At 68.7% G+C, this 8,427-nt stretch carries 7 protein-coding genes; 4 read left to right on the forward strand and 3 right to left on the reverse strand.

Translation table 11 applies throughout. The features are described 5' to 3' along the window. Together ACYQ1Z_RS18970 and ACYQ1Z_RS18975 are read right to left on the reverse strand one after the other, a co-directional pair. A partial coding sequence (locus tag ACYQ1Z_RS18970) for a S8 family serine peptidase (protein WP_459794099.1) occupies positions 1–1,345 on the reverse strand: 1,345 nt, incomplete at its 3' end. Positions 1,346–1,778: 433 nt separating this feature from the next. Beyond that, positions 1,779–3,119, reverse strand: a complete 1,341-nt coding sequence (locus ACYQ1Z_RS18975; protein WP_459794100.1) for a GAF domain-containing protein — start codon at positions 3,117–3,119, stop codon at positions 1,779–1,781. Positions 3,120–3,306: 187 nt separating this feature from the next. On the opposite strand from ACYQ1Z_RS18975, the gene ACYQ1Z_RS18980 reads away from it, so the two are divergent. Together ACYQ1Z_RS18980 and ACYQ1Z_RS18985 are read left to right on the forward strand one after the other, a co-directional pair. Next, positions 3,307–5,097 (forward strand): NAD(P)-binding domain-containing protein, encoded by a 1,791-nt coding sequence (locus tag ACYQ1Z_RS18980; RefSeq protein WP_459794101.1) that lies wholly within the window; start codon positions 3,307–3,309, stop codon positions 5,095–5,097. 53 nt (positions 5,098–5,150) lie between these two features. Then, positions 5,151–6,206, forward strand: a complete 1,056-nt coding sequence (locus ACYQ1Z_RS18985) for a 2,3-butanediol dehydrogenase (protein WP_459794102.1) — start codon at positions 5,151–5,153, stop codon at positions 6,204–6,206. 62 nt (positions 6,207–6,268) lie between these two features. On the opposite strand, the gene ACYQ1Z_RS18990 is transcribed toward ACYQ1Z_RS18985, so the two are convergent. After that, positions 6,269–6,619, reverse strand: coding sequence for a hypothetical protein (locus tag ACYQ1Z_RS18990; RefSeq protein ID WP_459794103.1), 351 nt, complete (start codon positions 6,617–6,619; stop codon positions 6,269–6,271). A 165-nt stretch (positions 6,620–6,784) separates the two neighbouring features. Between ACYQ1Z_RS18990 and ACYQ1Z_RS18995 the strand changes: the two genes are divergently transcribed. Further along, positions 6,785–7,660, forward strand: a complete 876-nt coding sequence (locus ACYQ1Z_RS18995; protein WP_459794104.1) for an SAM-dependent methyltransferase — start codon at positions 6,785–6,787, stop codon at positions 7,658–7,660. A 125-nt stretch (positions 7,661–7,785) separates the two neighbouring features. Further along, positions 7,786–8,427, forward strand: a 642-nt coding sequence (locus tag ACYQ1Z_RS19000; RefSeq protein ID WP_459794105.1) for a class I SAM-dependent methyltransferase, incomplete at its 3' end; no start/stop codon positions are given.

Genomic DNA, 8,427 nt, shown 5'->3' on the forward strand with positions numbered 1-8,427 from the left:
TGGCGGTCATGACGTTCCAGCCCGGGCCGACTTCGATGCGCCAGCCGAAGAGGCCGTTGCCTTGGCCGGGGTAGGTCCAGAGGGTGCCGTTGGTGTCCCGTGCCACCAGATCCGGAATGCCGTCGCTGGTGAGATCGCCGGCGGCGCTGATGGCGGTCATGACGTTCCAGCCGTCGCCGACCTTGATGCGCCAGCCGAACAGGCCGGTCCCGGTTCCGGGGTAGGTCCACAGGGCGCCCGTGGAATCACGGGCCAGCAGGTCGGATTTGCCGTCGCTGGTGAAATCCCTTGCCGGCGGGAACGGAGCAGGAACCGGGCCGATGTTCAGCAGGCGGTTCGGCGTCCCTGCTGACGCGTTGGTGATAACGTCCGGCGTCGCCGTGGATGCCAACTCCGCGGCGATGTCCGCCGGAGTGGCGCCGGGGTTCTCGGCCAGAAGGACGGCGGCGGCGCCGGCCACATGCGGGGACGCCATCGACGTCCCGCTCCCTGTCGCTACAGCGGTGGTTGACGAATGGAGAGCGGAGGTGATGCCCACCCCCGGAGCGTACAGGTCAACACAGCTGCCGTAGTTCGAGAACCCGGCCTGCCGGTCCGAGGAATCACTTGCGGCTACCGTCAGGGCTTCCGGTACGCGGGCAGGGGAACTGCCGCAGGCGTCGACGGCTGAGTTACCGGCAGCCACGGAGACCGTGACGCCGTCGGCGATGATGCCCCGGACAGCGGAATCCACCATGGTGCTGGCAGTCCCGCCCAGGCTCAGGTTGGCGACGGCGGGGGTGTTGGCTTTGTGGTCCGATGCGATCCAGTCGAGGCCGGCAATGATGTCCGACATGTAGCCCAGGCCGTTGCAGTCCAGGACGCGGACCGGGACGATGGTGGCCGCCTTGGCAACCCCGTAGGTCTTGCCGGCGACAACTCCGGACACATGGGTGCCGTGGCCGTTGCAGTCGCTGCTGCCCCGCCCGTCGTTCACGGCCGTCCACCCCGAGGCGACCCGGCCCCCGAATTCGGTATGCCCGGCCAGCACCCCCGAATCGACAATATAGGCGTTAACGCCCGCCCCCGAGGACGGCGGCGTAAAGGTGGCAGAGAGCGGGAGCGTCTTCTGGTCGATCCGGTCAAGGCCCCAGGGCGGCGACTGCTGGGTGTCGAACACCTGGACGGGTTCGTCCCGTTCGACGGCGGAAACGAGGGGGGAACGGGCCAGGGCGTCAGCCTGCGCTTTGGTGGCCGTCACTGCAGCCCCCTGCATGGCGGCGGAGAAGGTCCTGTGAACCTGCACGCCCTCGGACCGCAGGGACTCGGCGCCCGCGGCGGTGGCCGCGCCCTTGCTGAAGCTCACCAGATACCGCCCAGTGTCTTCCGAAGGTGGCGCTGGAGCGGCCGGTGGAGGGGGCGCCGGAGCGGCCGGCGCCGTCGGAATGGAAGCAGCGGCGGGCGGGACTGCGAGCATCATGGCAGCAAGTGCTGCCAGTGCTGTACCAAAAGAGGTTCCAAATCGTTGAGGGAATGGCATGGTGTTCTCCTGTTCACCGACGCGTCCGGGGGTGGACAGACAGGCGGCGACGCAGGCCGTTGCGGCCGCCAAGGAGGTACTCCCTGCCGCGCCATGAATGTCTTCCCCCAGCGGCTCCGGCTGAGCCCGGAGCCTGATCGCCAACGCGGATCCCCGACCCTAGAGACCGAGCGCTGCGAACGCGATCATCTTAACAAGATCCGTCAACCCGACACTACAAGTCCTGTAAGAATGTCCGAGGCCGGACCAGGGAGTAAAGCTACCCCAGCAAGCCCCGCTCGGCCGCGGCCAGGGCCGCCCGCGCTGCCAGGTACCGCGGATCCGCCCGTCCGGCCACCCGGCCCAGCACCTCCACAGCCTCCGAGTCCGCGGCTCCCATGTCCGTGGCCAGCCAGCGGGCCAGAAGCAGGGCGTCGCCGCTGGCCCGGACCGCCGATCCCACGGCAAGGTCCAGCCGGTCACGCAGCAGCTGCACCGGCAGGACTCCGGACCGGGGGAGCAGGGGAGCGCGGTACCTTGTCAGCGCCCCGGCCACCTGCCCGTTCCGCAGGAGCCGCAGCACCTCCCCGGAATCCGTGCACCCGGCCAGGTCCGGGGCCAGCCGGTAGGGGTTGGACTGCACTGCGCCGCCCAGCATGGACCGGACCCGGAACATCTCGGTCCGGATGGCCTGCGGGGTGCCGTCGTCACCGTGCAGTTCGTAGGCCAGCTCCTCCGCCGACCAGCCTTGGGTGCGGGAATCGAGCAGCGCCAGGATTTCCGCGCGGCGCAGCGTGAGCGGAATCCGGCTGCCGTCCCGCAGGACCGCGGCGGGCTTGTCGCCCAGCAGTTCCAGGCGTTCGACGGCGGCACTCACCTGGTGGGGAACACTGCGGGGAGCGTGCCGGGCCGCACTGGCGGAAAGAGCGCCGGCGGGCCCGCTCACGGAATGCTGCGCACCCGGGGCCGTGTCGCCGTCGTACGTTCCCAGCAGCGATTCCGCCACCCGCACCGCACACCGGACCATCCGCAGCGTGTCGGCGCTGATAGTGTCGAGCGGTCCGGAGACGTCGAGGACGCCGAGCAGCCGGCCCGTGTCCGGGTCCGTAATGGGCGCCGCCGTGCACGCCCACTCATGGTGCGTGCGGACCAGGTGCTCGGCGGAGAACAGCTGGACCGGCCCGCCGGTGACCAGCGCCTCACTGATCGCGTTGGTGCCGATGCCGGCCTCGGACCAGTCCGCCCCTTCGGAGAACTCCAGCCGGTCCGCCCGGCGCAGCACCTCGCGGCTGCCCACCCGCCAGAGGATCTCCCCGCCGGCGTCGGCCAGCACCAGCAGGTGGCGGCCGGCGGGCGAGGAATCGGCCAGCAGGTCCTGGAGCGCGGGCATGACCTGCTGCAGCCGGTGCTCCCGCCGCAGCTCCCGTACCTCGGACGCGTCGTGCAGATGCCGGGGGCTGTGCTGGTCCGGGCTGATGCCCAGGGCCATTGAGCGGCGCCACGACTCGGCAAGTGTCTGCGGGATCTCGGGCCGGGGGACGCCGGAGATGACCAGTTCGTGTGCGCGGCGGAGGGCGCGCGCATACTTGGCCGGGTCCGAAAACCTCAGGCTGTAGTCCACCCGTTCCTCCTCACCGCGGCGCCCTTGCCGGCCGGCGTCGTAGACAGCGTGCCCTGTAACGCGGTCCGTGTAACGCGCTTGTTACCCCCGCAGCGTTCCAATGGTGATGCAGCTCACGCCGGGCCCAGCATACCGCAGGGGCTCCCGGCGCGGGCTTGTACCGAAGGACCAACACAAAGGAGTGGAGATGACCCAATCACCCACCGCTGCCGCGCAGGCCTGGCTGGCCGGGCTGGATGAGGCGCTGCAGCGGCGCGACGTGGACGCCGCCCTGGAGCTCTTCGAGGACGACAGCTACTGGCGGGACTTCGTCGCGTTCACCTGGAACCTGAAGACGCTCGAAGGCAAGACGGATATCCGGCGGATGCTCAACGCCAGGCTGGACCATGTGCAGCCCGCCAACTGGGCTCTCGCCGAGGACGCCACCGGTGCCGACGGCAGCGTGGAAGCCTGGATCACGTTCGAAACCGGTGCCGCCCGCGGCTACGGCCACCTCCGGCTCCGGAACGGCAAATGCTGGACGCTGCTGACCACCATGCAGGAGCTGAAGGGCTTCGAGGAGAGAAAGGGGCCGCGCCGCGAGCAGGGCGTTGCGCACGAGATTATCCGCGGCCGCCGCTCCTGGAAGGAGCTCAAGGAGGAGCAGGAAGCGCGGCTGGGCTACGAGGAGCAGCCGTACTGCGTGATCATTGGCGGCGGGCAGGGCGGCATCGGCCTGGCCGCCCGGCTGAAGCGGCTGGGGGTGCCCACCATCATTGTGGAGAAAAACCAGAACCCCGGCGACTCTTGGCGCAACCGGTACAAGTCCCTCCACCTGCATGACCCCGTCTGGTACGACCACCTGCCCTACCTGAAGTTCCCGGACGACTGGCCCGTCTTCGCCGCCAAGGACAAGATCGGCGACTGGCTGGAGCACTACACCCGGATCATGGAGCTGAATTACTGGTCCGGCACCGAGTGCGTGGGAGCAGAGTACGACGACGGCGCGCAGGAATGGGCGGTCAACGTCCTTCGCAACGGCGAGCCTGTGACCCTCCGGCCCAAGCAGCTTGTCTTCGCCTTGGGTGTCTCGGGCTACCCGAACATTCCCGCCTTCGACGGGGCGGAGTCGTTCCTGGGGGAGCAGCGCCACTCCTCCCAGCACCCTGGAGGCGGGGACTGGACCGGAAAGAAGGCGGTGGTGATCGGGTCCAACAACTCCGCACACGATATTTGCGCCGACCTGTGGGAGCACGGCGCCGACGTCACCATGGTCCAGCGCTCCTCCACGCACATCGCGCGCAGCGAGTCCCTGATGGACCTGGCGCTGGGGGACCTGTACTCGGAGCGTGCACTCGCCGCCGGGGTGACAACCGAGAAGGCCGACCTGCTGTTCGCCTCCCTGCCCTACCGGATCCTGCCCGAGGCCCAGGTGCCGGTGTACCAGGAGATGGCCAAACGCGACGCAGAGTTCTACTCGCAGCTCGAGGCCGCCGGGTTCGATCTTGACTTCGGGGTGGACGGGTCCGGCCTGTTCCTGAAGTACCTGCGGCGCGGCTCCGGCTACTACATTGACGTCGGCGCTTCCCAGCTGATCATCGACGGCCGGGTGAAGCTGAAGTCCGGGCAGGTCGCCAAGATCACCGGCAACGCCGTGGTGATGGACGACGGCGTTGAGCTCGAGGCTGACCTGATCGTCTACGCCACCGGGTACGGGTCCATGAACGGGTGGCTGGCGGACCTGGTGTCCCCGGAGACCGCGGACCGCGTGGGGAAGTGCTGGGGCTACGGCTCGGACACCCCGAAGGATCCGGGCCCGTGGGAAGGGGAACTGCGCAACATGTGGAAACCGACCAACGTCCCCAATCTGTGGATCCACGGCGGCAACCTGCACCAGAGCCGGCATTACTCTGCCTATCTGGCGCTGCAGCTGAAAGCCCGGATGGAGGGGCTGGACACCCCCGTGTACGAGCTGCAGACTAGCCACCACACCCGCTGAATCCGGTGGTTGAGCTTGTCGAAACCAGTATCCGTTCAAACCCAGGAGGCATCATGAAAGCGGCACGTTTCCACGGCCGGGAGGACATCCGGATCGAGGACATCCCGGAGCCGGAGCTCCGTCCCGGGGCGGTGAAGATCGACGTCGCCTGGTGCGGCATCTGCGGCTCCGACCTCCACGAGTACTTGGAAGGACCAATCTTCGTGCCCGCGCCGGGCCACCCGCATCCGCTGTCCGGCGAGGACGCCCCGGTGACCATGGGGCACGAATTCTCCGGGACTGTGTCCGAAGTCGGCGAAGGCGTGACAGGCATCGCCGTGGGGGACAACGTCGTCGTTGAACCGTATTTCGTGGACGGGACCTGCGACATGTGCCAGGCGGGCAGTTACCACCTGTGCCGGCAGATGGGCTTCATCGGCTTGTCCGGCGGCGGGGGAGGACTGAGCGAGAAAATTGTGGTGGACCAGCGCTGGGTGCATCCGATCGGGAACATCCCGCTGGATGAGGCGGCGCTGATCGAGCCGCTTTCCGTGGCCCACCATGCGGTGGCGCGGAGCGGGGTCAAGGCCGGGGACGTGGCGCTGGTGGGCGGGTCCGGTCCGATCGGGCTGCTGACCGCCGCCGTCCTGAAAGGCATGGGGGTGACCACAATCATCAGTGAGCTCACCCAGGCCCGCAAGGAGAAGGCCACCTCCAGCGGCGTCGCGGACCATGTGCTGGACCCGAGCCAGGAGGACGTCCCGGTCCGGGTGCGGGAGCTCACCGCGGGGACCGGCGCCGACGTCGCCTTCGAATGCGCCGGCGTGAACGCCGTGCTGGACACGATGCTCGACGCCGTCCGGCCCGGAGGCGTGGTGGTGAACGTGTCCATCTGGGGTGCACCGGCCACGATCGACATGCAGAAACTGGTGCTCAAGGAGATCGACCTGCGCGGCACCATCGCCTACGTCCGCGACCACCCGGCCGTGATCAGGATGGTGCAGGAAGGCAAGGTGGACCTCAAGCAGTTCATCACCGGCCGGATCGCGCTGGAGGACCTGGTGGACCAGGGCTTCGACACACTGATCAACCACAAGGACACGGCGGTGAAGGTGCTGGTGCACCCGTAGCTTCGGGTGTGGACGGCAGGAATGGCGACGGCGGGAGGCGGGTCCCGCCGTCGTCCTTGCCTCTATTCGGCGTGCCTGTCCGCGGAGGATCCTGCCTTCAGCCACAGCGTGTCGCCCTCGACCCGGTCCAGTTCATCCGCTGCAAAGTAGGCATGACCCGTCAACAGGCCGGGTTTATCGACTTTCACGTAACCGACCCGGAGCAACCGCTCTGCGGTATGGCGGGGCAACCTTGAATCGGCGGCAAAAGCGGCAATCCCGGTGTTAATGAGGCCCCCTGTTTCCGGGTTGGTCTGCCCTTCAGCGGTGATTGCCTCCGGATCGCCCATTTTCACGTCCTCGACCTTGCCGGCCTTTGTCCCGTCGGCCGCTACAACGTGCATTCCTTCACGCACCTGTTCGATGACCGTCATGGCTCCTCCTGCGTGCCGCGACCTTTGGGGTTAACAGCCAGTGTAGGACTGCGGGGCCGCCGGTAATAGTGGCTGAAACCTGGGCAAGGGGCGACGACGGCGGGTGCCGGGTGCCGCCGTCGCCATTCCCTTCCTTACGCTGAACCGCCGTTGTAGTGTCGTGGCGTGATCGTCCCCGATATTCCGCAGAACGCCGTGGCGGTGGCGGACCACTATGACGAGCTTGACCCCATGTACCGGCGCGTGTGGGGTGACCATCTCCATCACGGGCTGTGGATGACGGGCCGCGAGGCACCCGGCGAAGCCGTCGAGGCCCTGGTCGACGCTGTCGGCGACCGGCTGGGCCTTCTGCCCGGCGAAGGGTGTGTGGACATCGGCTGCGGATACGGTTCCACCGCGCGGCGGCTCGCGCTGACCCGCGGGGTCCGCGTCACCGGCTTCACGCTCTCCGCCGAGCAGGCGCACTACGCGGCCGCGCACCCCGTGCCGGACGTGGACATCCGGGTGGGCGACTGGCTGGCCAACGGGCTTCCCGATGCCTCGGCCACTGCTGCGTGGGCGATTGAGTCGAGTGAGCACATGGTGGATAAGCCCAGGTTCTTCGCCGAGGCGCACCGCGTCCTCGCGCCCGGCGGCCGCATGGTCATCTGCGCGTGGCTCGCCGGGACCGACGCAAACGGGTGGAAGGTCCGCCACCTGCTTGAGCCGATCTGCCGTGAAGGGCGGCTGCCCTCCATGGGAACCCGCGGCGAGTATGAGGCGATGGCACAGGCGGCCGGTTTTCGGATCACAGGCTACGAGGATGCCAGCCGCCGCGTGGCCCGCACCTGGTGGATCTGCGCCGACCGGCTGCTGAAGGCCCTGCTCACCGATCCCGAGGCGCGCCGCTTTGCCCTTCGCGCACGCAACCGCGTTTTCCTCCTGAGCGTTCCCCGCCTGATCCTGGCCTACCGTACCGGGGCAATGCGCTACGGCATCTTCACTCTGTCGAAGGCGGGGGAGGGCCCGGCGCCGCGCTCAAAGCGGCGGGGCGGACGCTGAAGGGGAGGCATCACGTGGATCAGTTCTCGGGCGGTTCTGATCACGGCCGTGAGCTTCGTAGCCGTGCGCTGCAGCGTGCCCAGCATCCGCGGTTCGCCCGCGCTTATGCCCGGGGCGTGGCCGGGATGGACCGCCGCGGAGCCGCCGAACACCGCCGCCGCCTCCTGGCGGGGCTGCACGGATCGGTGGTGGAGATCGGTGCCGGGGCCGGATCATCCTTCGCGCTCTACCCGCCCGCCGTCGCCCACGTCCTGGCCCTGGAACCCGACGACTACCTGCGGGACCTGGCCGGGCAGGAGGCCGCCAGGGCATCTGTGCCCGTGACAGTTTCTGCCGCAGTGGGCGAGCATATCCCTGCCGGCACGGCCAGCGCCGACGCCGTCGTGGTCTGCCTTGTCCTGTGCAGCGTCGAGGACCAGGCCGCTGTCCTCACGGAAATCCGCCGTGTCCTGAAGCCCGGCGCAACGTTGGCCTTCTACGAACACGTCCGGTCCGACCGGCCCTTTCTTGCCGCGCTCGAGGACCTGGTCCTGCCCGCCTGGCGGCGCGCACTCGGGGGATGCCATCCGAACCGGGACACGCTCCGCGCGATCAGGGAAGCGGGGTTCGCCGTCGGGGGCTATGAACGGTTCGGCTTCGCCCCCTCTGCCCTGACTCCGCCGTTGACGCACATCCTGGGCACGGCCACGAGCCCGGGACCCCCGCCGCAAAGCACAGTGGGGGGGGGGGGAGGGGGGGGGGGGGGGGGGGGGGGGGGGGGGGGGGGG

Source organism: Arthrobacter sp. AD-310, from assembly GCF_054656615.1.

Bases quoted from the DNA above. Each gene is read 5' to 3' on its own strand.
- ACYQ1Z_RS18980 (WP_459794101.1), top strand. From the start codon at position 3,307: ATGACCCAATCACCCACCGCTGCCGCGCAGGCCTGGCTGGCCGGGCTG.
- ACYQ1Z_RS18985 (WP_459794102.1), top strand. From the start codon at position 5,151: ATGAAAGCGGCACGTTTCCACGGCCGGGAGGACATCCGGATCGAGGAC.
- ACYQ1Z_RS18990 (WP_459794103.1), bottom strand. From the start codon at position 6,619: ATGACGGTCATCGAACAGGTGCGTGAAGGAATGCACGTTGTAGCGGCC.